Source organism: Thermoanaerobacter sp. CM-CNRG TB177 (genome assembly GCF_018588165.1).
Classification (GTDB): Bacteria; Bacillota; Thermoanaerobacteria; order Thermoanaerobacterales; family Thermoanaerobacteraceae; genus Thermoanaerobacter; species Thermoanaerobacter thermocopriae.
The window spans coordinates 13,058-37,237 of the sequence record NZ_JAFCAC010000070.1 but is presented as its reverse complement, the minus strand read 5'-3'; the positions used below and the strand labels follow the sequence as shown (position 1 = coordinate 37,237).

The 24,180-nt window shown below is 33.7% G+C and carries 26 protein-coding genes, 3 tRNA genes and 3 pseudogenes; 6 read left to right on the top strand and 26 right to left on the bottom strand.

Features of this window, described 5'->3' with window-relative positions:
* Positions 1 to 176 precede the first annotated feature (176 nt).
* Positions 177 to 311 carry a hypothetical protein gene (locus I4N53_RS08380; protein WP_049766021.1) on the top strand — a complete coding sequence of 45 codons (135 nt, stop codon included), beginning with the start codon at positions 177 to 179 and terminating at the stop codon, positions 309 to 311.
* Between the two features lie 137 nt (positions 312 to 448).
* Here the strand turns inward: I4N53_RS08380 and cysK are convergent, their stop codons facing one another.
* From cysK to I4N53_RS12680, 9 genes and pseudogenes are all read right to left on the bottom strand, one after another.
* The gene (gene cysK, locus I4N53_RS08375) at positions 449 to 1,387 is read right to left on the bottom strand and encodes a cysteine synthase A (protein WP_214496028.1); all 939 of its coding nucleotides are present in this window, start codon (positions 1,385 to 1,387) and stop codon (positions 449 to 451) included.
* A 459-nt stretch (positions 1,388 to 1,846) separates the two neighbouring features.
* A complete protein-coding gene (locus I4N53_RS08370) occupies positions 1,847 to 2,188 on the bottom strand; it encodes a nucleotidyltransferase domain-containing protein (RefSeq protein WP_214496027.1) in 342 nt (113 codons plus the stop codon).
* 353 nt (positions 2,189 to 2,541) lie between these two features.
* Complete coding sequence (locus tag I4N53_RS08365) at positions 2,542 to 2,790, bottom strand: DUF2442 domain-containing protein (protein ID WP_214496026.1); 249 nt, start codon at positions 2,788 to 2,790, stop codon at positions 2,542 to 2,544.
* 257 nt (positions 2,791 to 3,047) lie between these two features.
* Complete coding sequence (locus I4N53_RS08360; RefSeq protein WP_342897082.1) at positions 3,048 to 3,857, bottom strand: NAD-dependent epimerase/dehydratase family protein; 810 nt, start codon at positions 3,855 to 3,857, stop codon at positions 3,048 to 3,050.
* 105 nt (positions 3,858 to 3,962) lie between these two features.
* Positions 3,963 to 4,481: a hypothetical protein gene (locus tag I4N53_RS12445; protein ID WP_255549802.1), complete on the bottom strand. Its 519-nt coding sequence runs from the start codon at positions 4,479 to 4,481 to the stop codon at positions 3,963 to 3,965.
* Complete coding sequence (locus I4N53_RS08355) at positions 4,478 to 6,451, bottom strand: PKD domain-containing protein (protein ID WP_255549800.1); 1,974 nt, start codon at positions 6,449 to 6,451, stop codon at positions 4,478 to 4,480. Before I4N53_RS08355 ends, I4N53_RS12445 begins: the two co-directional genes overlap by 4 nt.
* Positions 6,452 to 6,500: 49 nt before the next feature.
* Positions 6,501 to 6,914, bottom strand: a complete 414-nt coding sequence (locus I4N53_RS08350) for a copper amine oxidase domain-containing protein (protein WP_013150885.1) — start codon at positions 6,912 to 6,914, stop codon at positions 6,501 to 6,503.
* A gap of 137 nt (positions 6,915 to 7,051) precedes the next feature.
* Entirely contained in the window at positions 7,052 to 7,633 is a 582-nt protein-coding gene (locus I4N53_RS08345) for a type II TA system antitoxin MqsA family protein (protein WP_214496025.1), read from the bottom strand.
* Positions 7,634 to 7,646: 13 nt separating this feature from the next.
* A pseudogene (locus tag I4N53_RS12680) lies at positions 7,647 to 8,001 on the bottom strand (type II toxin-antitoxin system MqsR family toxin).
* A gap of 107 nt (positions 8,002 to 8,108) precedes the next feature.
* On the opposite strand from I4N53_RS12680, the pseudogene I4N53_RS08335 reads away from it, so the two are divergent.
* Positions 8,109 to 8,575 (top strand): annotated as a pseudogene (locus I4N53_RS08335) (transposase); the annotation flags it as partial.
* Here the strand turns inward: I4N53_RS08335 and I4N53_RS12435 are convergent.
* Positions 8,540 to 8,635 (bottom strand): annotated as a pseudogene (locus tag I4N53_RS12435) (phosphohydrolase); the annotation flags it as partial. The pseudogenes I4N53_RS08335 and I4N53_RS12435 overlap by 36 nt on opposite strands.
* A gap of 332 nt (positions 8,636 to 8,967) precedes the next feature.
* Between I4N53_RS12435 and I4N53_RS08325 the strand changes: the two are divergent.
* Complete coding sequence (locus I4N53_RS08325; RefSeq protein ID WP_214496024.1) at positions 8,968 to 9,192, top strand: hypothetical protein; 225 nt, start codon at positions 8,968 to 8,970, stop codon at positions 9,190 to 9,192.
* A gap of 113 nt (positions 9,193 to 9,305) precedes the next feature.
* On the opposite strand, the gene I4N53_RS08320 is transcribed toward I4N53_RS08325, so the two are convergent.
* From I4N53_RS08320 to yabQ, 7 genes are all read right to left on the bottom strand, one after another.
* Positions 9,306 to 9,382, bottom strand: a tRNA-Met gene (locus I4N53_RS08320).
* 7 nt (positions 9,383 to 9,389) lie between these two features.
* Positions 9,390 to 9,466: transfer RNA gene (locus tag I4N53_RS08315), tRNA-Met, on the bottom strand.
* A 4-nt stretch (positions 9,467 to 9,470) separates the two neighbouring features.
* A tRNA-Leu gene (locus I4N53_RS08310) sits at positions 9,471 to 9,560 on the bottom strand.
* Between the two features lie 96 nt (positions 9,561 to 9,656).
* Positions 9,657 to 10,562, bottom strand: coding sequence for a Ppx/GppA phosphatase family protein (locus I4N53_RS08305; protein WP_214496023.1), 906 nt, complete (start codon positions 10,560 to 10,562; stop codon positions 9,657 to 9,659).
* Between the two features lie 80 nt (positions 10,563 to 10,642).
* Entirely contained in the window at positions 10,643 to 11,065 is a 423-nt protein-coding gene (locus I4N53_RS08300) for a S1 domain-containing RNA-binding protein (protein ID WP_012996039.1), read from the bottom strand.
* Positions 11,066 to 11,152: 87 nt separating this feature from the next.
* Complete coding sequence (locus I4N53_RS08295) at positions 11,153 to 11,440, bottom strand: septum formation initiator family protein (protein ID WP_214496022.1); 288 nt, start codon at positions 11,438 to 11,440, stop codon at positions 11,153 to 11,155.
* A gap of 71 nt (positions 11,441 to 11,511) precedes the next feature.
* Positions 11,512 to 11,988 (bottom strand): spore cortex biosynthesis protein YabQ, encoded by a 477-nt coding sequence (gene yabQ / locus I4N53_RS08290; RefSeq protein ID WP_214496021.1) that lies wholly within the window; start codon positions 11,986 to 11,988, stop codon positions 11,512 to 11,514.
* Positions 11,989 to 12,065: 77 nt separating this feature from the next.
* On the opposite strand from yabQ, the gene I4N53_RS08285 reads away from it, so the two are divergent.
* On the top strand, positions 12,066 to 13,685 hold the full coding sequence (locus I4N53_RS08285) for a putative manganese-dependent inorganic diphosphatase (protein WP_012996042.1): 1,620 nt from the start codon (positions 12,066 to 12,068) through the stop codon (positions 13,683 to 13,685).
* 3 nt (positions 13,686 to 13,688) lie between these two features.
* On the opposite strand, the gene I4N53_RS08280 is transcribed toward I4N53_RS08285, so the two are convergent.
* The 7 genes from I4N53_RS08280 to mazG all read right to left on the bottom strand — a co-directional run bounded on the left by I4N53_RS08280 (position 13,689) and on the right by mazG (position 18,678).
* Entirely contained in the window at positions 13,689 to 14,318 is a 630-nt protein-coding gene (locus I4N53_RS08280) for an MtnX-like HAD-IB family phosphatase (RefSeq protein ID WP_013150888.1), read from the bottom strand.
* Between the two features lie 16 nt (positions 14,319 to 14,334).
* Positions 14,335 to 14,994 carry an extracellular solute-binding protein gene (locus tag I4N53_RS08275; RefSeq protein WP_044018962.1) on the bottom strand — a complete coding sequence of 220 codons (660 nt, stop codon included), beginning with the start codon at positions 14,992 to 14,994 and terminating at the stop codon, positions 14,335 to 14,337.
* Between the two features lie 107 nt (positions 14,995 to 15,101).
* Positions 15,102 to 15,398 carry a sporulation protein YabP gene (gene yabP / locus I4N53_RS08270; protein WP_012996045.1) on the bottom strand — a complete coding sequence of 99 codons (297 nt, stop codon included), beginning with the start codon at positions 15,396 to 15,398 and terminating at the stop codon, positions 15,102 to 15,104.
* A gap of 99 nt (positions 15,399 to 15,497) precedes the next feature.
* Positions 15,498 to 16,478, bottom strand: coding sequence for a SpoIID/LytB domain-containing protein (locus I4N53_RS08265; protein WP_012996046.1), 981 nt, complete (start codon positions 16,476 to 16,478; stop codon positions 15,498 to 15,500).
* 55 nt (positions 16,479 to 16,533) lie between these two features.
* Complete coding sequence (locus I4N53_RS08260) at positions 16,534 to 16,779, bottom strand: RNA-binding S4 domain-containing protein (RefSeq protein ID WP_012996047.1); 246 nt, start codon at positions 16,777 to 16,779, stop codon at positions 16,534 to 16,536.
* Positions 16,780 to 16,835: 56 nt separating this feature from the next.
* Positions 16,836 to 17,111: an HU family DNA-binding protein gene (locus I4N53_RS08255; protein ID WP_003869740.1), complete on the bottom strand. Its 276-nt coding sequence runs from the start codon at positions 17,109 to 17,111 to the stop codon at positions 16,836 to 16,838.
* 79 nt (positions 17,112 to 17,190) lie between these two features.
* Positions 17,191 to 18,678 carry a nucleoside triphosphate pyrophosphohydrolase gene (gene mazG, locus I4N53_RS08250; RefSeq protein ID WP_013150890.1) on the bottom strand — a complete coding sequence of 496 codons (1,488 nt, stop codon included), beginning with the start codon at positions 18,676 to 18,678 and terminating at the stop codon, positions 17,191 to 17,193.
* A 151-nt stretch (positions 18,679 to 18,829) separates the two neighbouring features.
* Here mazG and I4N53_RS08245 point away from each other — a divergent pair, with 151 nt between their 5' ends.
* Together I4N53_RS08245 and I4N53_RS08240 are read left to right on the top strand one after the other, a co-directional pair.
* Positions 18,830 to 20,146 carry a tetratricopeptide repeat protein gene (locus I4N53_RS08245; RefSeq protein WP_013150891.1) on the top strand — a complete coding sequence of 439 codons (1,317 nt, stop codon included), beginning with the start codon at positions 18,830 to 18,832 and terminating at the stop codon, positions 20,144 to 20,146.
* Positions 20,147 to 20,158: 12 nt separating this feature from the next.
* Complete coding sequence (locus I4N53_RS08240) at positions 20,159 to 21,400, top strand: MFS transporter (protein WP_013150892.1); 1,242 nt, start codon at positions 20,159 to 20,161, stop codon at positions 21,398 to 21,400.
* Positions 21,401 to 21,410: 10 nt separating this feature from the next.
* Here the strand turns inward: I4N53_RS08240 and hydF are convergent, their stop codons facing one another.
* Positions 21,411 to 22,637, bottom strand: coding sequence for a [FeFe] hydrogenase H-cluster maturation GTPase HydF (gene hydF / locus I4N53_RS08235; protein WP_012996051.1), 1,227 nt, complete (start codon positions 22,635 to 22,637; stop codon positions 21,411 to 21,413).
* Positions 22,634 to 24,058 carry an aspartate ammonia-lyase gene (locus tag I4N53_RS08230; RefSeq protein ID WP_214496020.1) on the bottom strand — a complete coding sequence of 475 codons (1,425 nt, stop codon included), beginning with the start codon at positions 24,056 to 24,058 and terminating at the stop codon, positions 22,634 to 22,636. The genes hydF and I4N53_RS08230 overlap by 4 nt, the downstream gene beginning before the upstream one ends.
* Positions 24,059 to 24,180: the final 122 nt, after the last annotated feature.

Sequence of the window (24,180 nt, the reverse complement as noted above, 5' to 3'; positions counted from 1 at the left end):
ATACAGATCCTAATAATGAAGCATTAGAAATTGCCAAGTTAAGGTACGCTCGCGCTGAAATTTTTATCATTAAAAAATTATTTTAGAAGTCTTTGTCAAAAATAAGAATTGATATCATAATGGAATCGTAATCAATATAAAATTGTAATGTGTATTAAGGAGGAAAAATAAAATGGATGCCACAACTGCGTCCTAGTAATATTGTGGAAAAATCAGGCCTTGACAAAAAAGAAGTTGAAAAGGCTATTAAAGAATTAAAAAAAGAAGATTTAATAATGTCTCCTAAAAGATGCTATTACTCTGCAAAATAATCTGTAAAAAAAGAGAGTGCAAATTTTACACTCTCTTTTTTCTATAGCCAAAACTTTCTAAAACTACTCCTTCAATACTATTTATCCTGGCAGTTATACAACTAAAGCAATGAACAGGATTAAATTCATTATGGCATTCAATATTCAAAAAATTTGTGCATACTTAAATATCTTTCCCCAGTATCAGGTAGTACTGTTACAACTCGTTTTCCTTTCCCGAGGCGATTTGCAACTTCAATTGCCGCAAAAACATTTGCCCCGGAGGAAATACCGCAAAGAATTCCTTCTTGTTTTGCAAGTTTCATTGACATCTCAAAAGCATCTCTCTCTTTTACTTTTATAATTTCATCGATAACGTCAAGATTTAGTGTATCAGGAACAAATCCTGCTCCTATTCCTTGTATCTTATGAGGTCCAGGTTCGCCGCCTGACAATACAGGAGATTCCTCTGGTTCTACTGCAACAATTTTTATATCTTTGTTATATTGCTTTAAAACTTTCCCTACTCCAGATATTGTTCCCCCTGTGCCTACACCTGCTACAAATGCATCCACTATCCCATTTGTATCTTTTAATATTTCTTTTGCCGTTGTAAGTTCATGTATTTCTGGATTCGCAGGATTTTTAAACTGATCTAGCATTATATAGTCAGGATTTGATTCCAAAATTTCTTGTGCCTTTTTTATAGCTCCTTTCATGCCTTCTGCACCGGGTGTTAAAACAAGCTCTGCTCCATAGGATAAAAGTAAATTCCTCCGTTCTATACTCATAGTATCAGGCATTACAAGAATCAACCTATACCCTTTTACAGCACTGACCATCGCAAGACCAATACCTGTATTTCCACTGGTAGCTTCAACAATTGTCCCACCAGGTTTTAATCTTCCTTCTTCCTCAGCCTTTTTTATCATATTTAATGCAATTCTATCCTTAACACTTCCACCAGGATTAAAAGACTCTAATTTTACTATGACCTCTGCCGTATCTTCTGGAACAATCCTATTTAACTTAACCATAGGTGTATTGCCTATAAGCTGGGCTATATCCTCATAAATTTTGTTTTGTCTTTCAGACATAATTTTTGCCTCCTTTTAATTCCGAGTATTTAGATAGGAATTATATGATTTCTCTTTTAAAGGTATCACAATCCAATATCAATGTCAATAGATATACGTTAATATTGTTATTTTATCATTGCTTATAGTGACATCAATTTGCGGAAGCTAACAAGTAAGTCTAATGAATAACAAAAAAGCTGTCCACATCATGCCTATTGGCGGTGATGTAAACAGCTTTAAAAGGAGAGAGATATTACACTTCATACTCTAACTCAAAATAATCGCTTTTTTCATCTCCTTTACAGAAACTTTGGTAGAAACATATGTCACCAGCATTTCCTTTGTACAAAAATGGTACCACATTAGCGAACCGCTCTCAATTATGAACGTACTTTTGTATTTTATGCAGAACCCTAAATTACACTTTTACAATAAGAAAAAATTTCCTTAGCGTAAACCATTGCTTTTTCAGCTGTTTTAATGACAAGCCATTGTTTTGCTTCTTTCATAAATAGCCTTTCCCTTCTTTAATATTTCCTCACTGTAAAACATACTTTCTTTCATTTCTTCTACTTCCTTCGGGGTATACACTATAATATCCGTGCCAACAGTAGGCTTAGCAATTTTAACAACTTCTTCTAATCTTTCATAGAAAAGTTTATTAGTATCCTTTATGACTATTAAATCAATATCACTCCATTCATTTATTTTTTTTGTTGCTAATGAACCAAATAATATTATTTTCTCAGGCTGATATTCCCTTATTAGCACATCTACAATTCTTGTAAGCTCACGATTTAACTGTTTTATTCTGCTCATAAAAAACACCTCAATTTTAAGTTTTATCTTTTATTCTATTATACCAAATCGTGACTATTTCGTAAGGCATCACTTCCGTCTTTTTGATTTTTTATTTCATTGGTTCAATTTCTAAAAGATGTGATATAATAGATAAAAGGACACTTCGGGTGTCATAGATATGTGGGATGTGGGAATAGGTAGATGTGAGCTACCTATTCTTTTTTTAACTTATCTCTATTTTAAAATTTGCAATTTCTACTTTAATTGTTATGGCTTTGGGTGTATTAACTACAATGAACAATCCTACAACTAGAGATGTGATGTCAAAAATACTGTCAATATTTTTATTCTTCTCTTTCCTTTAAACAAATTTAAACTAGTTTAATTTCTTTACCATTTTTCCAAAGCTCATATTCACTCAAATCTAGTTCACTATTCCAACTCACACCATATCCCCCAGCATCAACTTTTACCGCTTTAAAAAAGGCTTTGTTTTTCAATAACTCAAATGGCCACTCATTAAGTTTTGGCTTCATATCGTATTCTTTCACAGTTCTATTGTCAAAAACAACAATCAGTTTATAATCATCTGTTGCTTTTACGCTTACAACTTTATACATTTTTCATCACTTCAATCCAGGCAATTTTCGAAATACTTGAGTTTCCCACATCTTCTAGCAGTTCACGTTGATATTTACTAGCCCACTCAACGACTAAATTAAACTTCTTTCTTTAAGCCAAAGCACTGTATCATATATTGTTTCCTTTATAGGTCTCGGATTATATCCTAATTCTTTTTTAGCTTTTCCATAAGTGAAATCTGAATTACTATTTAAACTATAAATAGCATAAGAGGTACATGTAGGTTTTCCTTTTGTTATTTTATAGTAAATGTCAGCAAAGTATGAAAAAAACTCACCAATATATCTATTAATAATAGGAGGTTTTTTATTCCTGTTATTTCTTCAAGATAAGAAAACAGCTTTTCTATAGTAATTACTTCTCCCGAAAGAATATAATTTTCGCCTGCTTTCCCTTTCTCCCATGCCAGTATTATACCTTCTGCTACATCTCTTACATCAACAAAATTATAGGCACCTTCTATTAAAAACTTATATTTTCCCATTAAATAATTAATTATAACCTGATTCATAAAAGAAATTTTATAATCATAAGGTCCAATAACTCCTGAAGGGTGAACAACAATAGGTTCGATACCTAATTTTTGTGATTCTAAAACTTTTGCTGTAGCAATTGCTTTTGATTTTGCGTAATCACCTTTTACGTAAGCCGGATTAAAATCTTTGTTTTCCTTAATTACTTTTCCTTTAGGTTCTTCTTTTAATGCATGGACCGAACTAACATAAACAAGTTTCTTTATATTATTTTTTATGCACGCTTCTATTACATTTTCTGTTCCACACACATTTACGTCATACACTCTTTTATCTTTTGTAAAAATTGAAATAAGGCTTGCAAGGTGAAATACAACCTCGGCCCCTTTGAAACAATCAACTAGGTAAGTTTTATTTCGAACATCTGTAAATTCAATTTCAACATCCAAGCCAAATATAGAGGTTAAATTTTCACCTGGAGGTACTATTATTTTTACCTTATAACCCCTTCCTAACAATCTCTTCACTAAAACATTTCCAATATGACCTGTTCCACCAGTAACTATAATCACTATATTCTCCTTCCTTTTTTGCTATCCCATTTTGAATTATTTTAACATTTCCTACTCTAATTTACAAGTATGTTTACCAGGGTTTGCAAAACAACAAAGCTATTATCAGCCCCAAAACTTTCCTAACGAAGGTATATTGTTAGGTACAGTGCTGCCGTAGTTTATCCATGTCCCATCCGGCTTCTGCACTCTCCACTGCCGTTCTGCAATGGCATCTCCATTAGGGTCATAGCTTTGATCAACTATTGTGATTGTCTTGTTTACAACCTGAACAACAGGATTTACAGTAAACTGTGCAACAGGCGGTAAATTTATATTCTGCGTCGTTATTGTCTGTACTTTTGGCTCACTCCATGCTCCTTCTAAATCCTGGACTCTAAGATATATTAAATAAGTTTTTCCTACAGGGAATGTCCCTGACATTTTTCCATTATGCCATGCTATTTCATTTACTTCTTTCCACTTCCACTCCCATGCCTGTATACCTTTGTTAGGCAGTGACATATGGTCTAGGTCATAGCTTTGGTCTGTAATTGAGATAATGTAGTTTGAGCCGCTTGGGGTCATTGTTACAGCGAACTGGGCAATAGGCCTTCTGTGAATATATATATACATGCTGCTCAAAGGCTTGTAGCTCCAAGCCTGTAGTTGTCAAATCTATCACCATCTTTTGGATTATCTCTTGCCTGATATTCCACTTCATATTTTCCAACCTTATCAAAGACAGTTACAGGAGAACTCAGGTACTGTCCGTTAAAGCTCGCAAGACCTAAGCTGTTTTCAAAGTAGTTTGGGTCGTGAAGGTACATCCATCTCTCCTCATACTTCGGGTCGTTTTCTGGGTCGTTGTAGTAAGTTTTTATCTCAATTGGTTCGCCCAGTACAACATATTTTTCAATTATCCTTTGCTGGTTTTCTAAGTCTTTTGCAATATACTCTGCAATAGCAGTCAGTTGGTTGCTTATACTGTTATCAATAACTTTAAATCCACCATTAGTGATTAAGCTTATAAGCCCATCTGCTTGTGATGCAGGAAATGTTGTCTGCCCTGCAATTACTAATTTTGAAGATAATTGATTTATTGCATTTGCAAACTTTGTTTTTGCATTATTATCGTTGTAATCCAAGAAAGATAGGTCATTAAAAACTAGTATACTCGTATTTCCTCCACAAGTTCCTGTCCCAAAGTCACTGTCTATCACTTTTGCATCAATGTTTTTGCTGTTTAAAAGAGGTATCAGCAAATTATTTATTCCATCCTCCAGTTGTTTTACCCTTGCATCATAATTGTTCAGTTTACCAACCCTTATAACTAACTCTGCTTTTTTCTTTTCATACATTTCAAAATCCACAACAGGCTGTAAGTTTATCACTTCACATATTTTATCCTTCATCGGCTTATTTGAAGTATCGCTGGTTTTATAATCCGAAGGAGATATAAACTCAGGTATGGTTTCTTCTCCAAAATCTTCTTTAACTGAAAGTTCAAATAAATACTTTCCTACATCTTTTGCATACAGTACTGGGTGAGTATTATTGCCACTGTCCAAAGTTATCCACTGCTCATCATCAAAACTGCCGTTGTTGTTGCTGTCATACTTATATTTCCATATTCTCTGCACTATTTTATCACCATCTGGAGAATAGGAAGCATCTATAAGATCTATTTTGGCCATATTGCCGTTTGAAGGGTCCCTCAAAGCAGTGGTCATTACAAAGAAATCTGCAACAGGAGGTAAATCTTCTACAACAGTTAATGTCCTTTCATACCAGTCAGAATAATTTCCTGCACTATTTTTTACCCTTACTCTTACTCTATAGTCTCCTGCTTTCTTAAAAAGAACCGTTCTTGTTTTCATATCTGTAGAAGGTACTATCTTTATGTCATTCTGTGTCAAGCCGCTGCTTGCAGGTGTTATCTCCCACTCTGTTGCATCCCATACCATTGGATACTTCGGTGATGTATAGCTGCCTGACGCATCTAAAACTACTTTTCTATTTTCTTTAAGAGCACCCGTGTAGTCAAAAAATGCTTTAGGTACTGCAGGTTTTACTTCTATAGTTTTTTGTGCCGTATCTGTTAACCCATCATTATCTGTTACCGTTAGCCTTACTGTGTATGTTCCTACTTTGTCAAAAGATACTGTACCGCTTTCACCTGAAAGAGTACCTACTACGCCGCTTGAAGGAATAATGCTCCAGCTGTAGTTGACAATAGTTCCATCAGGGTCATAGCTCCCAGAGCTTATATACACATCATCACCCTGAATCACTTCTGAAGGAGCATTTATCACTGCAACAGGAGGTACAGGCTCTGGTGCAGGAGGTGGTGTCGGCTCCGGAGTAGGTACATCCTCATACTGTCCAATTACTTTCGCAATCTCTGCTTCTGAAGTTTTGTTTATACTTTGGTCATAAACACGTACTTTCGCCCACACTTTATCTCCAGGTTTTGCATTAGCTATTAACTTTGTATATTTCGCCTGCGAAAGAGAATTTAAATCTCTTACTGCTGTACCATCAGAACCTAATAAATCTGTTCCGTTTACCTGAAGCCAGAATCTTGCTGAATAAGGACCTGTTCCGCTTGACATAGAAGATGTCGCATCTATAGTAGCATTTACATCTCCTGTTGTTCCAATTTTAAGTGATGGTGGATCTAAATTCTACTGCATGGTCTAAATTTTCAGCAACACATCTTAAAGGCAGCATTGTGTATCCATTTTTCACATATACTTTTCTTGGCATTTTAACTGCTCTGCCGTCTACCAGTGCCGTATCAGAACCTATTTTCAGCACCACAGTTTTACCTTTATCTTTTATGGTTATCTGCTGAGTTTTAGCATTGTAATCAACAGCTGCTCCTAATTCTTCCATGACGCCTCGAAGCGGTATCATTGCAACACCATTATCTGATATAACTTTTGTGGGCAGTTTTTTATTATATTCTTTAAGTTCATATCTTACAGTAATATCGTCCTTACCTATCCATACATCTACGCCATCCCACCAGTATATACAACCTACTGTATAACCATTCCATCTAGGGTCAATCAAATACTTATTATATGCAGGGTCTTTTAATCCTTCCCATCTGTTATAGAAGTACTGAAGTAATATATCTCTATATTTTGTCTCTTGCCACGGAATCCTGTTAATACTAAATTGTTACAAAATATCCATATATTTTTGTTTTATATAACAATTCTTTTTAATACATCTTCAACAAATTTATCAGCATTTTTCCCTTCTATTTTAGCCCTTTCTTCTAATAATTTATAAAGCTCTTCCGGAATCATTATAGCTTTTATTCTTTCGCTCATTTCTTCTAATCTCCGCAGAAGTCTTGCTTTTTCTCTCTGGCTTAAAACATCTTCATTTTTCTCAAGAAGCTTCTCCATATTTTTAGGATCCTTTAAAAGCATTATCATGTTGCTCAAAGATTTTTCAGGCAAAGCTCCAGTTTCATACCTCGCAATAGAAGCTTCGCCTATACCTAAAAGCTTGGCAAAAGCTCTTTGACTTAACCCATAACTTTCTCTAATACCTTTTATCTCTTCAGGTGAGAGTATACCATGCTTTTTTCGATATATATCATAGACCCTCTGTATATTCTCTTCTTCCAGCTCCTCATCAAACAGCTCCTCACCACAAACACTGCACACCCTTATCTTTGCCAATGCCTTTATTTCATCTCCTCTAACAGTTGATATTTCTTCTTTTTCAATTACCTTTGTTTCCCGCTCTGTGCCGCAGACAGGACAAAATTTCTTCACATTTTCCACCTCCTCACTTATACGGATAAACTAACGGCTGTTCTGCTTTGTGGAAAGAAAGACACACCAAGCATTCTTTTTCTCCTCTTCGCTCAATTTTAAGATTTATGTAAAAGTCTGTTCCTTCAATATCATACCCAAACTCCCATACAAAGCCTTCCCTGTTGCTTCCTAAATCCTCATTGGGACCTTCTATAATAATTTTTGTAAGTTAAGTCTAAAATAATCTCTTTAACATGCTTAACTGTTAGGCCAGCTTCTTTAATTGAATCCATATTTTTCTTACGAGGAACAAAAACAAAAGCACCTGCTTTTATCAATTCTTTAACATCATTGAGGAATTTTTTAATTTCCTCAATTTGGGCCATAGTATATACTCCTTTCATTCAGTATTTTATCACACTCTAAATAATTTTGCAATCATTTGATAGTATTTTTTATAAAATTCTGTAACTGCTAAGGAAACCCACCTCATGATTTCCCAGGTATAATTGAAACAGTCAAGGCTGTATATCCTTATGCTGACCACCAGCTCTGTTTTGTCCATCTTCAAAGAAATATTCGTAAATCCATGACCAAAGCCGATGCTGCAGAATTTAACAAAGAACTCAACAAAATAAAGCTCTCTTCTTCATTTGATGAGACTGCTTTTAAATTTCAAAATCTTTGTAATATATTCAAAGAAAAATACAGTCGTTATATGAATCTCCTTATGGAAAAGCAGAGTATTATTTAGCCTTTACTAAATATTCTGAACATTTAAGAAAACATATTTATACCACTAATGTTGTAGAAAGTGTCAACAGCCTGATCGAGAAAATCCGCATAAAAACGGGTGGATATTTCAATTCCGTCGAGGTCCTTGAAATTAATATTTATCTCCAGAGAAAAAATTTAAAACAGACAAACAGCTGTAATTTCTTCAAGAAAGTCTCTTTCTCTAAGCCATTCAGCACCCTTTGAAGGGTGAAGTTGTATTATTCTCTTTTCAAAGGGCGAAAGAGGAACACTCATAGGAAAGGGTAAGCTCAAAATCTTGGCTTCAGTAAAACCTTCACCAGCAGGGTCAACACTTATTTCGCTATTTTTAACAAGAGTAGAGACCTGCTCCTACTGCTTCAACCACATCAGACCAATCTATTTTGTTTCCCTCTGCATCTGTGTAAACAATTCTGTATTCCACTGTTTTGCCAACTTCAAACACTCTTGTCAGATACTCTTCGCTGCCAATGAGGTTTTGGAAATTTAGAGCTGGAAAATAAAGCAGATGAAATATCAGAGGAAATACTAGAATATCTTACAAAAGCTGAATAAATTTCGGGAGGGGATTTCTCATGGCTAAAGCAGAAGTAAGAGCTGTTGTATACGCAAGGTACTCCAGCGATAATCAGCGAGAAGAAAGCATTGAAGAGAGAAGTATACTAGCAAATACATATTCAATAAAGGTACAAAGAAATGAGAATAAAGGAAATAAGCAGCTTACCCGACACTTCTTTTATAACAGAAGAAAAAATAAGACAGTACCTTTTAAAAGACAAAGAAGTGTTGGAAGCGGGTGACCCTCACAAAATTAAACAAATTTTACCAACATATATCAATAAAATAATCGTCTACCGTGATAGAATTGAAGCCCATTTCAGGCTTTCGATAGACGATACAGTTTGCGCATGGCTGGTAGCGGCGAGTGGATTCGAACCACCGACACTGCGGGTATGAACCGCATGCTCTGGCCAACTGAGCTACGCCGCCATATTTTTGGTTGCGGGGGTAGGATTTGAACCTACGACCTCCGGGTTATGAGCCCGACGAGCTACCGGACTGCTCCACCCCGCGACATTGGTGCCGGAGACCGGACTTGAACCGGTACGGGCTTTTAGGGCCCGCAGGATTTTAAGTCCTGTGCGTCTGCCAGTTCCGCCACTCCGGCATTATCTCCTTGAGACAGTATTATTATATTATATCTATATCTCTAAGTCAATAGTTTTTTTACCCATTTCTGCAACTCCAAATGAAAAGTCCCTTTTTATAACTTAAATCTTCCAAATTTACACAACACTGCTCCTTCCAGGTTATCCCACTCACTAACGGTTATTTCTTTAAAACACAGCATTTCTAATATGGTCAACAATATAGCAGTTCCAGCAATTATTATATCAGCTCTTTGGGGCTGCAATCCAAGAATTTTTTTCCGTTCTGTCAATGTAACAGACATAAATTTATCTAAAATCTTTTTAATTTCTTCTTTTCTTAGCAGATATCCATGAACTTTTTCTTGAGAATAAATTTCCAACTGCTGTGAAACGGCAGCAAGTGTTGTTATAGTTCCTCCTATTCCAATGATATTTTCAGCTTCTTTGTATTTATTAATGGAATTTACCATTGTATCTATTATATGCAACCTGATTTCATCATATTCCTCAGCTGTAGGAGGGTCATTTTTAATAAATTTTTCAGTAAGTCTCACAGCTCCAAGATCGAAGCTTTCCTTTTTAAATTCATTACCTTTGTACGCTAATTCAGTACTTCCTCCTCCTATATCTAACACCAGTGCATTTTTCTTATTAATTCCCATCACTGCTCCCATATATCCAAACAAGCTCTCTGTTTCTCCATCTATGATTTCTACCTCTAACCCAAGTTTTCCAATTTGCTCAAAAAAAGCGTCTTTATTTTTAGCATCCCTCATCGCAGATGTTGCAAAAGCATATATAGTTTCTGCACCTTTATCTTGGGCCAATTTTACAAAGTGTTCAATTACTTCAATGCTTCTCTGTATAGCATTACTATTTAACTTCCCCGTTTTGGAAATTCCTTCCCCTAGTCGAGTTATTTCAACATCTTTTTGTATCTTGTTTATATTTCCATTATCTATGTCACATATAAGTTGGCGTACCGAATTTGTCCCTATATCAATCGCACAAATTCTCATAATAACCCCCAACTATCACAGGTAAAAACCTGTAAAATTTCTTGTTCTTTTTATGAAAAATCTTCGGGCATAACCCGAAGTTAATATCCATTGCTTTTTCTATAGCCTGTGTTTCTTCTCTTGGAATCAAAATTCTTTCGCAGCTGTTGCTGTCTCTCATCTGAATCTTTCAAAAACTTAAGCAATTTCTCTTCAAAGGAACTATTAGTATTATAATTCCTATTGCTCTGCCATACAAAATCCTTTGGCTCTCTTTCTTTATTATTTTTAGGCAAAGCCTTTTTGATTGACAAACTTATTCTTCCACTAGAATCCATGGACAATATTTTTACTTTTACTTTATCATGCTCCTTCAAATGCTCCCTAATATCTTTTACATAGGTATTAGCAACTTCCGAAATATGCACCAACCCAGTTTTGCCTTCCGGTAGCTGAATAAATGCTCCAAAGTCTGTAATGTTTAACACGGTGCCCTCAACAACATCTCCAACTTCAAATGGCATATAAACAAAGATCCTCCCTTTAAAAATTTTATTAATGAGTTTATTATATATTAAGATACAAAACATTTCAAGATAAATTTTCTGAAATTACTTTTTTGTCACTTGAAACTTAGTTTTCGAAACATCTACATAAATTATTTCTCCTTTTTTAACCAACCCCAATTTTTGTCTTGCCTCATTCTCAATAAAACTTTCACTGTTTATCTGATGAAGTAATTCATTTAAATACTTATTCTCTTTTATTACAGCAGCTTCTTTATTTTTCAAATTCCTGTACCTACTATCAAGTTTCTCTAATACAACTTGCTGCTGAAAAAAGGTAAATCCAATATATGCAATAAAGGCAAAAAACAACATCTTCTTTAGTTTTTTCACTCATAACACCTGCTTTCACAATACATATTAATTTCTATTAATTTTTATTCGACATTTCTTTAAAAAATCCTTTATTTTTTTCTCTTGAAAATCTTAAAATGGGTTAAATTATTTTCTAGAAAAGCGACAGGCAAAGTTAAAATTTTTTTTGTAAACCTATAAGGAACAATAATAAAATTGACTACTATTCTAATAGGGTATATAATAATTTCTGCCATCTTTCTTAAAAATTTTATTGTAAATTCAAAAACTCCAATTAAAGCTTGGGTAATGAAATAACTTAACAACACATAATAAAGAATGATTCCAATTGCAAATCCCAAAAAACTATAAAACCGGATTTCAACATAATTGCTTATATACATAAAATAAAGCATAGTAATTGTCCCAAAAAGCCAAAATATAATATCGGCAATATTAGAAAAAGTTTTTCTAAGCCTAAAAACTTGCCTTGTCACTTTAAAAATATCGTATATAAATCCCAGTACAAAACCACCATATACTGTGACTAAAAATGCATAAATTTGACTTTGTATGGTTATTACCATTTACATACCCTCCTTTTCTTGTTATATTATATTTATCTACTGCAGCAAGAATGAAACTAAAATAGGGGCGATGCATCATGACAACAGTATATGTTTCAGGACATAAAAATCCAGATACAGATTCTATCTGCTCGGCTATTGCTTATGCATATCTAAAGCGTATGTCTGAAGGTATAAATGCTATACCTGTTAGATTAGGTCCTATAAACCGAGAGACAAAATTTGTGCTAGACTATTTTGGAGTAGAAGAACCTATTTTTATTGAAAATGTATATACCCAAGTACAAGACATTAAATTTGATAAACCTCTCGTTTTTAAAGAAAACACTTCCATGTTTGAAGCATGGAACACTATGATGGAAAAAAACATTAGAACAATAGTAGTAGTAGATGAGGAAAACAAATTAATGGGAATTGCAACAGTAGGAGATTTAGCAAAAGCATATCTTTCTTCTTCTCATGAATTATCTAAGTATAAAATCCCTATTGACAATATACTAGCTACTTTGAAAGGAGAAGAAACTTTAAGATATGTAGATTATCTTGAAGGCGACATTTTAGTAGCTGCAATGTCTAAAGAAAATGTGTTAAAAAGAATAAAGAAAGGAGACATCTTAATCGTTGGAGACAGAGACGACATACAACAAGCTGCGATTTTACAAGGAATAAAAGCTCTCATAATTACTGGCAATAACAAAGTCTCAGAAAAAATTCTTGAACTAGCTAAACAATACAAAGTAACTATTATAAAAGTGGTACCAGATACGTTTGACACTGTTAAACTATTAAACCAAAGTATACCATTATCATATGTAATAAAAAAGGAAGATCTAGTGACTTTTAGAATTAGCGATTATATTGATGATGTAAAAGAAGTAATGTTAAAATATAGATACCGCAACTTTCCAATTGTCGACGAAGAAGGAAAAGTTGTAGGGTTGCTTGCAAGACGACATATTTTGGACTATGAAAGAAAAAATGTCATAATGGTTGACCACAATGAATTCTCACAAGCAGTTGAAGGAATAGAACAAGCAAGAATATTAGAAATAATTGACCATCACCGAATTGGGACGATAGAAACAGAGCAGCCAATACTATTTAGAAACCATCCTGTAGGCTCTACCGCTACAATTATAAATCGACTTTTTGAAGAAAAAGGGCTAATTCCAGAACCAAAAATAGCGGGAATAATGTGCGCTGCTATTTTATCAGATACTCTTGTATTTAAATCCCCTACGTGCACACCAGAAGACGTAAGAGCAGCTAAGAAACTTGCAGAAATTGCCAACATAGACATAAATGAGTTTGGACCTGAAATGTTCAAAGCAGGTACCTCTTTAGAAGGGAAAACTGTTGAAGAAATATTTTATACAGATTTTAAAGAATTTACAATAAATAATTATAAAATCGGCATAGGTCAGGTAAACACTCTTACAGATGCGGGAGAATTAAAACAACAGCTTATAAACTTTATGGAAAAAGTGAAAAAAGACAAAGACTACGATATTTTATTGCTTATGTTGACAGACATAATAAATGAAGGTTCCGAAATACTTTTTGTGGGAAACAACAAAGAGCTGTTACAAAGGGCTTTTAACGTTGAAATAAAGAACAACAGCTTTTATTTGCCTTATGTCATCTCTAGAAAAAAACAAGTATTGCCACCCCTTGTTAAAGCGATAAACACCCACTGAAGTTTATCGCTTTAACTTTTCTATAATATCGCCAAAATTTCTAAAAGAAGTACATGGAATCTCATTTTCTTTACAGTATTTTTCTAAAACTCCCTTTGCAAAGACTTTATCCGCATGTTGAGAGACGCAAAGGTCTGAATATCCATCACCTACATAAACTACATAATATCCCCTAATTTTGTATTTATTCAATACTTCCAGTTTACACATGCCACATTTATCACAATCCTTGCTTTTATGTGGAAAATCCACTTTTATTTTTCCATCCTCAAACCAAAGTTTGTTACTATAAAATTTTACATCAAAACCATATTTATTCATAATAGTTTTTATATTAAAATCATACCCATCGCTTACTATTACAACTTCATAATCTTTTTCTCTGCAAAAATTTAAAAACTCCATAAAATAATCATCTATTTCAACTGTGTAAAGCAAATCTAAAAGCTTTTTCTCATCTACTTCCATAAGTTTTAATGTTTCAATTGCACATTCTTCAGTAGACATTTCCCCCTTTTCCCATAACTTTTCATAATACTGCCATCCATCTTTTGCAAACTCTTTAACCATTAAATCAACAGTATCAACCTTGGTAACAGTACCATCAAAGTCTATCAAAAAAACCTTCTTCAATTCGTTTCACCACCTTTTATTTTATATCCAAAAGCCATTTTACAAATTTTATAGCTAAATCTTTGTGTTGTCCATTCGACATAATTGCAATAATTTTATCACTATAGTCATATTCCAGGTCTTCTAAATATTTATTACCCCTTCCAACGTATATACCGTAAACACCTGGTTTTACCTCAGCAGAATCTTCTTCTATTTTTACTACATTTAGCTTTGTTAAATTTAACTCTTTTACCTTATCTAATCGCAAAAAAGCTCCTTGTCTTGCCAATATATCAAAATTATTTTTATCTAAAACAATGACGTCTATATCTTGAGCCCCTATTCTGGCCATTAATTTTTGAGTTGAGGCAGGGTCAAGAGTAAGATTACCATTTGGACCTTTTACAAGCCTATAAAAATCAACAGAAGTTTGTTTTTTCCCAGAAGGATCGCCAATTAATTCTTTAGTGACTTTTTTAGAAAATTCACTTTGTCCATTAAAATCAACATATTTGCCAATTAAAGCGATATTTAATACGTAATCCTTTCTATTAATAATACTACTTGTAAAAGAAACTAACAAATAGATCACTAATATACTTACGATAATATGAACTTTATAATAATCCCATATATATTCTACTTTTTCTTTTGTAGTCATGTTTCTAAACCAATTTTTTCCCCTATCACTCATTTGTTCCAACCTTTCTACCTCCTCTGCACAAAAATATTCAAATTTATTATAACAATTAAATTTTTTAAAATCGAGTACATAAAACAAAATAAGCCGCAACATGCGACTTATCGAAACATTCTACCTATGAACCCCCCTGATTTTCCTATAAGACCACTTTTGTCACTGTAATTTAGATTTACTACTTCACCATCAATTGACACTTGTCCATCATCAAGGTTCAATTTATTAATGTGAAGCCCTTGACCTCTTATCGTCAAAACTCCTAAATCCGTTTCTAATATTACTGTTTCTTCGTCAAAGCTTACAACATTTGTTACCCCAGAAATACTGATTCTTTCTCTATTTTCAATTGTAATATTATGAGGTTTTCCTGTTCTTGAAAAGTTCCTTTTATCTTCCATTTTAAACCTCTTTAAACCTCCCCTCTTTTTAATAGACTATTATTTATCTATGAATCTTGTACTTTTTTTAGAACAAAAAAATCCTCCTTCCGGAGGATTTTAATCCCAAATTTTTACTATATTTATGCCTTTAAAATAATAATTTAGTATATCTTTTGCCCTTTTCCCCTCTTTAGCCATCTGATATGCTCCCCATTGAGACATTCCTACGCCATGCCCAAACCCTCTTCCTTTTATCACCAATTTACTTCCATCGTAAGAAACTTCATCTATCATAGTGGACTTTAACCTTTCACTTCCAATTGCCATTCTAAAATCAGGAGCATTAACAGGCGTTTTGTCAAAAAGAAAAGTTACAGTTCTTCCTGAAGCCCCTTTTGCACCTATTTTCACAGTTTTAAAATCGTTTATATTAAGCCCCATTTTCTTCAATGCATTAATCACTTCACTTTTGGTAAAAGTAGCTGTCCAATGCTTTACATTAGCCGGCGCACTAGGACTTTCATTTGACTTTACACTCACAATATAAGGAGGTTCTGGCTCTTTGTAATTAAGGCCTTCTTTAGCTAAAGCAGTTTGTCCTGCTGCATGAGAGTGAAACCATGCATTTATAAATTTCCCGTCATAGGCAACAACTATACCTCGAGTATCTTTTACCGCTTCTTTTATTTTTGAATTTACATTTGAAGGATTCCAAGCTTGAGCCTCCTCAAAATCCGTTGATATATCGGCTCCTGGATATTTAGACTTTTTAGTACTTACAAAATTTAAAACATATGTTCTCGCTAAAATCGCCTGAGCTTTTAAAGTTTCAATTGGCCAATAATTTTTTATTTCTCCTGCTACTGTACCTTCAACATACTTCTCTAAAGGCATATTTTCAATTTTACCTGTTTGTACAACATAAACTTTAAGAACGGGTTCTTTATTTTCACCCCTACTGATTTTTGCGGGTATTTTAGGTAGTTCCATTCGAGGTGTTCTGACAGGTTCTGGTTTTTTTGTAGGCGGTCTGCAAGCAGTCATGGCAAATAACAAAGCTACCAACACCGCAATTAATTTCAGTATGTTCCTATACAATTAAAATCCCTCCTATACTTTTGTTTATAGTATTTGAGGGATTTTCACAAATCATTCATTCTTCTATCAATTTATACATTTTGTATGCCTCGTCTTTTAAAGCATGTTCCTTTACGTCTATAACCTCTATTTTGACAATTTTATTTCCAAAGTTTACCTCTATTATATCATGTTCTTTTACTTCGTCACTAGCTTTTGCTTGCTTGCCATTTATAAAAACTAATCCTTTGTCACAGGCCTCTTTTGCAATCGTACGCCTTTTGATAAGCCTTGAAACTTTCAAAAACTTATCAACTCTCATGTGCTTTTTACCCCCATTTAAAAGTAAGAAAATCAGGTCATAAAGACCTGATTTTCTTAAGAATTCACTAAATCCTTTAACGCTTTTCCTGCTTTAAAGATAGGAGCTTTTGAAGCAGGAATCGTTATTTCTTCTCTTGTCTGAGGATTTCTTCCTTTTCTTTCAGCTCTTTCTCTTACTTCAAATGTGCCAAATCCTACTAATTGAACTTTGTCACCATTTTTCAATGCTTCTTCTACTGCTTCAATGAAAGCATTTAATGCCTTTTCAGCATCCTTTTTTGTTAATTCACTTTTTTCTGCAATTTTCGCAACAAGATCTGCCTTATTCACAACAATACCTCCTTAGTTTAAAAATATTTTACTCTTATTTTTATTCTTCATAAAATCGAAAAATCCTGCTAATTTACGCTTATTTTTCATTTTTTTTATTAAAATTATTCATCTTCGCTTCATTCCACAGCTTGTCCATGTCACTTAATGTCATTTCACTCAATTTTTTTCCCTTGATTGCTGCAGTTTTTTCAATGTACTCAAATCGATTTATAAATTTTTCTACGGTGTTGTGAGTTGCACTTTCTGGTTCTACATCTAAAAATCTAGCTACATTTACAACTGCAAAAATTAAATCTCCAACTTCCTCAATAATCTTTTCTTTATCTTTCCCTTTATACACCTCCTTTAATTCTTCTAATTCCTCATAAATTTTAGAAAGTGCATCCTCAACCCTTTCCCAATCAAAGCCCACCTTTGCAGCTTTTTCTTGAATCTTAAAGCTTCGCATAAGAGCAGGCATATACCTTGGCACATCTTTTAAAACTTCCGTATAAGAATTTAAATTCTTCTCCTCTTTTTTCAACTCATCCCATTTTTCTAATACTGCTTTAGAAGTTTTCAATTCTTCTGTCCCAAAAACATGAGGATGCCTCCAAATCATCTTTTTGCATATGCCATCTACTACATCGTCAAAGTTGAATGTTCCCCTCTCCTTCGCAATTTGTGAATGGAAAACAACTTGTAAAAGCACATCTCCTAATTCTTCTGCCATTTTATCCTCAGACTCTTTTTCAATCGCATCAATTAACTCATAACTCTCTTCCACCAAATATTTTTCAAGGCTTTGATGTGTCTGCTCTTTATCCCATGGACATCCTTTTTCACTTCTTAAAATCCGCATTATCTCTAAAAGGTCATATATATCATACTTTTCTTGAAAAAGTGTTTGCACAGGAGGTATGTACAAAGAAGTAAGATAATCAATCCAATCAAGTCTATCAATCATATAAAGTGGCATCGTCTCTATTACCTGTTCCCCTGGAATTCCCGCATTTTTTATAACAGTTACAGGATAACTGTCCCCATAAACTTCTGCCAGTTTTAACTTCACTTGTGAAGCCACGAATCTATCATACACTTGAACAACAATATTAGCACATCTTTTATCAGGCTTTTGCACCTCCAAAGACAAACCATCAATTATTTTTAGGCCATATATAGGGTCAATCTTTAATTCACTTATAATAGCATCAATAAAAGAAATAGCTGGAATAACTTCTATTGATATATCGGTATAACTGTTATAAAAGTTTAGTATATATTCCACAGATTTTTCTGCTACATAAGGATGCCCTGGAACAGCGTATACAACCTTTCGATATTTTTTTGCTACATCTATTATTTCCCGAGCAATATTTTCATAAACTTCTTCAAAAGTAGTACTTTTTTCGTATATTTTATCAAAGGTGTCGAAAACAATTCCCTGCGCTTTAAGAAAAGGAATTATTGGGTGTTTTTCTGTCCGTAAAAAAACTTTATCAGCATTTTTCATTTTCTCTATTGTCCCCAGTGTAATAGAATCTGGCGACCCAGGCCCTAGCCCTATTATATATAGTTTATTCACAATAACCACCTCAAAGTCAAAATGTACAAATAATATTATATCACGTATTTTGGTTTTTATATAATTAAATTTATCTTATACTTGCCCGTTGAAAAATTTGCTAAATTAAATTATAATATATTTTAGTACGCACATTAAGGAGTGGTAGTACATGGATATGGCAGAATTAGGTAGAAGAATTAGAGAAGAAAGAAAAAGACAATTCTTAAAACAAGGAGATTTATCAGGAGACGAATTTTCCAAAGGCTATATAAGCCTTATAGAAAAAGGTAAAATAAGTCCTTCCTTAAAAGCTTTAAACTTTATCGCCCAAAAATTAAATAAGCCGGTTGTGTACTTTTTAGATGAAGACTATGTAGAAAAAGAAGAATTAAAAAAGGAACTTTCCAAATATAAAAACATACTCGAAAAATTTTTAAATGCACAAAGGGCATTTGATAGCAAAAATTATGAAGAAGCTATTAAATTATACCTCGATATTTTAAACAATGCAATAGATGAATATTCATCAAATTTGATAAAATTTTATCTAGCTAAATCTTATTTAGTTATTAAAGATTACCAAAAGGTTCTTGAAATTTTAGATAAAATATCTTCTTATTTTGAGAAAAATTCCTTCAATGAAACTATGGTAGAAATTCACTACATGAAAGGCTTGTCTTTAGGCAATTTACAAAAATTCCAATCTTCCCTGGAAAATTATTTAAGAGCTTTAGATGGGTTCGAAAAATATTCTTTGAGAAACACTGAATTGAAATCCCGCATACTTTTCAGTATAGCAAGTTTATATAGCAAAATGGGAGAATTTATTAAAGCAAGAGATTATTATATAAAATGTCTTGAGTATTCTACACAAATCAAAGCAGTAGACTTTATTGCTCTTTCCAACAATGGGCTTGGACTTGTAAATTATGAACTTAAACAATACAAAGATGCTTTAAAGTACATAAGGCGTGCCATTTTGATAAGCAAAACATTAAACTTAAAAGAAGATATTGCTAATGAATATAATTACTTAGGATTTGTATATACAGATTTAAAAAAATATGACATTGCAGAGAAATATTTTCTTAAAAGCTATTCATTATACAAAGATTTAGATGACAAAAAAGGAATGGCATATAATTTAACAGAAATAGGAAGAATTTATTATTTAAAAGAAGATTACCAAAAAGCACTTGAGTATTTAAATGAATCATTAGAAATTGTAAAAGAGATAAACGAACAAGAAGAAATAGGAAGAATTCATACAATCCTTGGAAACTTACACTTAAAGCAGGGTCAATTTGAATTAAGTGAAAAAGAACTTTTAAAATCTGTGGAAATACTCAAAAACCTTGGCCTCAAGAAAGACTTGTCCGAAGCCTATAAAGGATTGGGAAATCTGTATATTGCTCTAAATAATACTGAAGAAGCCAAAAAATATTTTAATCAATCGATAGAACTATTGTATGAAAATTTGGCATAAGGAGAAATAGCAATGAACATAGTAGAAAAATTAGGATGTTCGTTTCCTTCCCTTAAACACAAAAATTTCAGATTGTTCTGGTTTGGACAGATGATTTCCCTTATAGGCACGTGGATGCAAAATATAGGCCAGGGTTGGCTAGTTCTCGAATTGACAAATTCTTCCTTTTTATTGGGCCTTGTAAGTGCTGTTCAGTTTTTGCCTGTGATGCTTTTTTCTTTATTTGCAGGCGTTGTAATAGATAGATTTCCAAAAAGAAAATTGATTTTATTTACACAAACAAGTTTTGCAATTTCCGCCTTTATCCTCGCAACTTTGACTGCTCTAAAAATAATAAATTATTGGGAAATATTGGCTTTGGCTTTGTTTAATGGTTTTTTAAGCACGATAGACATGCCAGCAAGACAATCCTTCATAATTGACCTAGTCGGAAAAAAAGACTTGATGAATGCCATTGCTTTAAACTCAGCAGTGTTTAATGCAGCAAGGATAATAGGTCCAGGAATTGCAGGAATATTAATTGGCAAATTGGGATATGCCGTCTGTTTTTACTTGAATTCTGCAAGCTTTATTGCTGTGATAATAGGACTTATATTAATTACAGTAGAAGGTATAACACCAAAAGCTAATGACGGCAAAGCAAAAATCTTTGATGACTTAAGGGACGGATTGAAATACATTAAAAATACCCCTGTTATACTCACTACAATACTCATGATTGCTATTTTAAGCATTTTCTCTCTGAACTTTAACGTATTAGTACCTGTTTTTACTAAAGATGTTCTTCACAGAAAAGCGACAGATTATGGCTTACTAATGTCAGCAATGGGAACAGGAGCGCTGATAGGAGCATTGACGCTAGCTTCGGTAAGTAGAAGAGGAGTAAAGCCTGTCTATCTGTTTGGCGGTAGCATTGGACTTAGTATTTTTCAAATACTTATAGGTATACAAAGTAGTTATTTATTAACAGCTTTACTTTTAGCTTTATCAGGCTGGTTTATGATAACCTTCAACTCTTCTGCCAACACCACAATACAAATTAATACAGCAGATGAATTCAGGGGGAGAGTGATGAGTGTTTATTCTTTGGTTTTTGGTGGAGTAACTCCTATAGGCTCACTATATGCTGGCACACTATCGCAAAAATTTGGCTCTCATATAACTTTTATAGTAAGTGGAATAATCACACTATCGTATACCCTTTATGTCTTATTGTTTCAATATAAAAAAGTTTACGAGACAACGAAGGTGTAATCGTCCTATTCTATTCTTCCTCATAAACCATTTTTGCCAGCGGAAACATTTCTATAGCTCTTGGCATTAAACCTTGAACATAAGCTATTAATATCCCATAGTTTACTATTGGAATGTTTTTGCTTTTTGCATATGAAATTCTGTACATCATTTCCCTTCTGTTCAACATACATGCTCCACAATGTACAATCAAGCTATATTCTTCGAGATTGTCTGGAAAAGTTATACCACTTGACCACTCAAATTGTATGTCTCCTCCAACAATCTGGCGAATCCATCTGGGTATTTTTACTTTTCCTATATCATCAGGCTGCCTGTGATGTGTACATCCTTCAGCAATGAGGACTTTATCACCAGGTTTTAGTTTTTTTATTGCTTTTACACCTCTTACAAGTTCCTCCAAATCACCTTTATATCGTGCAAAAAGAATAGAAAAAGATGTAAGCGGTATATCTTTAGGCGTATCAGCGCTAACTTTCAAAAAAGCCTGAGAATCTGTAATAACTAATGATGGCTTTTTCCCTAGATTTTGAAGTGTTTCTTTTAACTCATGCTCTTTTGTGACAATGGCCATCGCATCATTGTCAAGAATATCTCTTATTGTTTGTTGTTGGGGAAGTATAAGTCTTCCTTTGGGAGCAGCTTTATCTATAGGAATAACAAGAACTACAAAGTCTCCAGGTTTTATGAGATCACCCACAATCGAAAGTTCCCTGTCGTCATATGGTGCTTTTTTTATTAACATCATTTTTAGGGCTTCAATTCCATGTTTTTTTAAAGCAGAAACTTCAATAAGCTCTAGTTTTAATCTTTCTTCCCATTTTCTCTTATCTTCCTCAGAATATTGTGACAAATCTTTTTTATTTATTACCCCTACAACTGGAATATTTTTATCTCTAATGACTTTCAAAACATTTTCTTCGAACTCTGAAAGCCCTATAGTGCCATCTATGACAAGAATTGCAAGGTCTGTTCTGTTTAAAACTTCATAGGTTTTTTTTACTCTAAGTTCCCCTAACTCTCCCGTATCATCAAGTCCAGCAGTATCGATGATTACAACTGGTCCTATTGGAAGTATTTCCATTGCTTTCGACACAGGATCAGTAGTAGTACCTGCAACATCAGATACAAGGGCTACTTCCTGGTTTGTAAGAGCATTTATAAGGCTTGATTTTCCTGCATTTCTCCTGCCAAAAATAGCTATGTGAAGCCTGGAAGAAACAGGTGTCGTGTTCATAATCGTTTTTCTCCTTTCAATTTCCTTTTTCCTGGTATTCCTGGCTTTGTCATTTCATAAGGGTTAAATATTATATTAAGTTCCTCCTCTGTAAAGAGTCCAGCCTCTAACACAACTTCCCTTATGGTTTTTCCTTTTTCTTTAGCCATTTTTGCAATTTCTGTTGCCTTTTCATACCCAAGGTAAGGAACTAGCACAGTTGCATATGAATAGCTTTTTTCAATAGTTTCTTTTAAGTAATCTTTATTCGCAGTTATTCCCTTAATGCATTTATCTATAAATATTCTTATAGCATTTCTTAATAGATCTATCTGCATAAAAAGATTATATGCAATCTGAGGCAATGTGAAATTAAGCTCAAATTCACCTGCTTGGACACATAAAGTTATTGCATGGTCACATGCTATAACTTGAAACGCTGCCTGCTTTACAGCCTCAGGTATAACAGGATTAACCTTACCAGGCATAATCGATGAACCTGCCTGTACTTCTGGTATATTAATCTCCATGAGTCCACATTTAGGTCCAGACGACATAAGTCTTATATCATTTGATATTTTTATAAGGTTTGTGGCTGCCGCTTTTAAAAGCCCAGATACCTCAACAAAAACATCATTGTTCTGGGTAGGGTCCATCATATATTCCGCTCTTGCAAGTCCTAGTCCTGTTATTTCTCTTAATATTTCTATAACTGAGAATATATACTTTAGCTCGGCATTTACTCCTGTCCCAACAGCAGTACCGCCAATGTTTACCTGTCTCAACCTTTCTTCAACTTTATATATCCTCCATCTGTCCCTTGCAACTGCTTGTGCATATGCACCGAATTCCTGCCCAAGCATAACAGGAAGAGCATCCTGTAACTCGGTTCGTCCCATTTTACATACATCAGAAAACTCTTCTTCTTTTTCTTGAAGCACACTTTGAAGCTCAGCTAGATCTTCACTCAAGGGCTTTAAAAGACGTATTGCTGCAATCCTCACCGCTGTCGGGAAAACATCATTTGTAGATTGACTCAAGTTTACATGTTCCAGTGGATGTACAATAGAATAGTCCCCTTTACTACCCCCCAGTAATTCTATTGCCCTATTTGCAATAACTTCGTTAGCATTCATATTAGAAGAAGTACCTGCACCTCCCTGGAGGGCATCAACAATAAATTGATCATGGTATTTACCTGATATTATCTCATCACAAGCTAAAATTATTGCCTTCGCTCTTCTTTCATCAAGCAAACCAGCTTTCATATTTGCAATTGCTGCAGCTTTTTTAACCATCGCAAGCGATATAATAAGTTCTCTATGAATCTTTTGCCCTGATATATTAAAATTTTCATAAGCTCTTAATGTATGTATGCCATAATAAGCATCAACTGGAACCTCTTTTTGCCCTAACAAATCATGCTCAATTCTATATTTCATAAAAATTGCCTCCACTTTTTATATATAAATCATCATTATAATCAATAATACATAAACGTTAGATTGTCAACAATTTATCGATATTTAATAGGCAAACTTACAGTAAAAACATTACTTTTGTG

Coding starts and splice junctions, on each gene's coding strand:
- yabP (WP_012996045.1), bottom strand. CDS start 15,398: ATGGAAGATAAAAGGAACTTTTCAAGAACAGGAAAACCTCATAATATT.
- I4N53_RS08355 (WP_255549800.1), bottom strand. CDS start 6,451: ATGTCAAGCGGAACAGGTCCTTATTCAGCAAGATTCTGGCTTCAGGTA.
- hydF (WP_012996051.1), bottom strand. CDS start 22,637: ATGAACACGACACCTGTTTCTTCCAGGCTTCACATAGCTATTTTTGGC.
- I4N53_RS08300 (WP_012996039.1), bottom strand. CDS start 11,065: ATGCCATTTGAAGTTGGAGATGTTGTTGAGGGCACCGTGTTAAACATT.
- I4N53_RS08260 (WP_012996047.1), bottom strand. CDS start 16,779: ATGAGAGTTGATAAGTTTTTGAAAGTTTCAAGGCTTATCAAAAGGCGT.
- I4N53_RS08230 (WP_214496020.1), bottom strand. CDS start 24,058: ATGAAATATAGAATTGAGCATGATTTGTTAGGGCAAAAAGAGGTTCCA.
- I4N53_RS08365 (WP_214496026.1), bottom strand. CDS start 2,790: ATGTATAAAGTTGTAAGCGTAAAAGCAACAGATGATTATAAACTGATT.
- I4N53_RS08240 (WP_013150892.1), top strand. CDS start 20,159: ATGAACATAGTAGAAAAATTAGGATGTTCGTTTCCTTCCCTTAAACAC.
- I4N53_RS08285 (WP_012996042.1), top strand. CDS start 12,066: ATGACAACAGTATATGTTTCAGGACATAAAAATCCAGATACAGATTCT.
- I4N53_RS08305 (WP_214496023.1), bottom strand. CDS start 10,562: ATGAGAATTTGTGCGATTGATATAGGGACAAATTCGGTACGCCAACTT.
- I4N53_RS08325 (WP_214496024.1), top strand. CDS start 8,968: ATGGCTAAAGCAGAAGTAAGAGCTGTTGTATACGCAAGGTACTCCAGC.
- I4N53_RS08370 (WP_214496027.1), bottom strand. CDS start 2,188: ATGAGCAGAATAAAACAGTTAAATCGTGAGCTTACAAGAATTGTAGAT.
- I4N53_RS08380 (WP_049766021.1), top strand. CDS start 177: ATGCCACAACTGCGTCCTAGTAATATTGTGGAAAAATCAGGCCTTGAC.
- I4N53_RS08275 (WP_044018962.1), bottom strand. CDS start 14,994: ATGAGTGATAGGGGAAAAAATTGGTTTAGAAACATGACTACAAAAGAA.
- yabQ (WP_214496021.1), bottom strand. CDS start 11,988: ATGGTAATAACCATACAAAGTCAAATTTATGCATTTTTAGTCACAGTA.
- I4N53_RS08245 (WP_013150891.1), top strand. CDS start 18,830: ATGGATATGGCAGAATTAGGTAGAAGAATTAGAGAAGAAAGAAAAAGA.
- cysK (WP_214496028.1), bottom strand. CDS start 1,387: ATGTCTGAAAGACAAAACAAAATTTATGAGGATATAGCCCAGCTTATA.